At 36.2% G+C, this 279-nt stretch carries 1 protein-coding gene; it reads left to right on the forward strand.

All coding sequences use genetic code 11. From position 1 onward, the window contains the following. Nucleotides 1–53: 53 nt before the first annotated feature. Nucleotides 54–279: site-specific integrase (locus tag LB465_RS18160; protein ID WP_224471325.1), on the forward strand; the 226-nt coding region annotated here is incomplete at its 3' end.

Genomic DNA, 279 nt, shown 5'->3' on the forward strand with positions numbered 1-279 from the left:
CCTTAAACACAAATTCATAGCTCACCGTTATGTCCTGTTTCAGCTTACAAAAAATGATTGCTTTGATACCTAGACCTCCAGATTCTCCTGTGTTCGTATTAAAATCAGGAAAAGTAGTAAATTATTCTATGTATTTGAAGAAACTAAGAGGTATTTTACAAAGTTGCGGGTTTGAGCCTAATTTGTTCTCTACACATTCTTTTCGAAGAGGGTTTGCTACTTGGGCGTTTCATGAACAGTTTTCAGCTGAAATCATTCAGTTAATGGGAGATTGGCGTT

Source organism: Salegentibacter lacus (genome assembly GCF_020164555.1).
In the GTDB taxonomy this organism is placed as follows: domain Bacteria; phylum Bacteroidota; class Bacteroidia; order Flavobacteriales; family Flavobacteriaceae; genus Salegentibacter; species Salegentibacter lacus.